Origin of the sequence: Ruegeria sp., from assembly GCF_028066395.1 — a bacterium.
Classification (GTDB): Bacteria; Pseudomonadota; Alphaproteobacteria; order Rhodobacterales; family Rhodobacteraceae; genus Ruegeria.
Map to the genome: position 1 here is coordinate 43,766 of NZ_JALCBM010000006.1, position 1,321 is coordinate 45,086.

At 60.6% G+C, this 1,321-nt stretch carries 2 protein-coding genes; both read right to left on the reverse strand.

The genetic code is table 11. The annotated features are described in order from the left end of the window. Positions 1–485: DnaJ domain-containing protein (locus MPJ51_RS03565; RefSeq protein WP_298381837.1), on the reverse strand; the 485-nt coding region annotated here is incomplete at its 3' end. Between the two features lie 74 nt (positions 486–559). Next, a partial coding sequence (locus MPJ51_RS03570) for an Hsp70 family protein (RefSeq protein ID WP_298381840.1) occupies positions 560–1,321 on the reverse strand: 762 nt, incomplete at its 5' end.

Below are 1,321 nucleotides of genomic sequence, written 5' to 3' on the forward strand. Positions count from 1 at the left end.
GCCCCGGTTCCATCGCACGAGGAACAGGCAACGGCGGTCGGTACATTGATGGTTTTCTGCAGACCCGCATAGGCGTCTTCCAGCGTCACCCGCAGGTTATAGCGCAGGTCCGACCCGCGCGCCGCGCGGCGACCGCCGCCGCCCCGCTGGCCACCCATGAAATCGCCGAACAGATCGTCGAACACATCCGAGAACGCGCTGGAGAAATCGCCCTGACCAAAGCCGCCGCCAGGACGGCCACCGCCGCCGCCCATGCCGTTTTCAAAGGCGGCGTGACCAAAGCGGTCATAGGCCGCCTTGCGGTCGGCATCTTTCAGAACGTCATAGGCTTCGTTCGCTTCCTTGAACTGCGCCTCGGCATCCGGGTTGTCCTTGTTGCGGTCGGGATGCAATTCCTTGGCTTTCTTGCGAAAACCCTTTTTGATCTCGTCCGCCGATGCGCCCTTTGCTACGCCGAGCACATCGTAATAGTCGCGTTTTGACATCAGTATTTCCTTCTGCCTCAACGTAGTCGGGCCGGCCCGGCAACCGGACCGGCCCGCAGTGGCCCGGTTACCCGTTAGTTACGCTTGTCGTCGTCCAGATCTTCGAACTCGGCGTCGACAATGTCATCCTCACCCGACGCAGCATCTGCCGCCGCAGGCTCGTCCTCGCCCTCATCAGCTTGCGCCTTGTAGATGGCTTCGCCCAGCTTCATCGCCGCTTCTGTGACGTTCTGGATGCCCGACTTGATCTTGTCGGCATTTTCGGTTTCCAGCTCGTCCTTCAGCGCGGCAATCGCCAGCTCGATGGCTTCGATAGTGGTCGGATCGACCTTGTCGGCATGCTCTTCCATCGACTTCTCGGTCGAGTGGATGAGGCTTTCCGCTTGGTTCTTGGCGTCGACCAGCTCGCGGCGTTCCTTGTCGGCTTCCGCGTTCTCTTCGGCGTCCTTGACCATCTTGTCGATGTCCTCGTCGGACAGACCACCCGAGGCCTGAATGGTGATCTTCTGCTCTTTGCCGGTGCCTTTGTCCTTGGCCGAAACCGAGACAATGCCGTTGGCGTCGATGTCAAAAGTCACCTCGATCTGAGGCATGCCGCGCGGTGCGGGCGGGATGTCTTCGAGGTTGAACTGACCCAGGATCTTGTTGTCCGCAGCCATTTCACGCTCACCCTGGAACACGCGGATGGTTACGGCGTTCTGATTGTCCTCGGCGGTCGAGAAGACCTGAGACTTTTTCGTCGGGATCGTGGTGTTGCGGTCGATCAGACGGGTGAACACGCCACCCAGCGTCTCGATGCCCAGCGACAGCGGGGTCACGTCCAGCAGAACCACGTC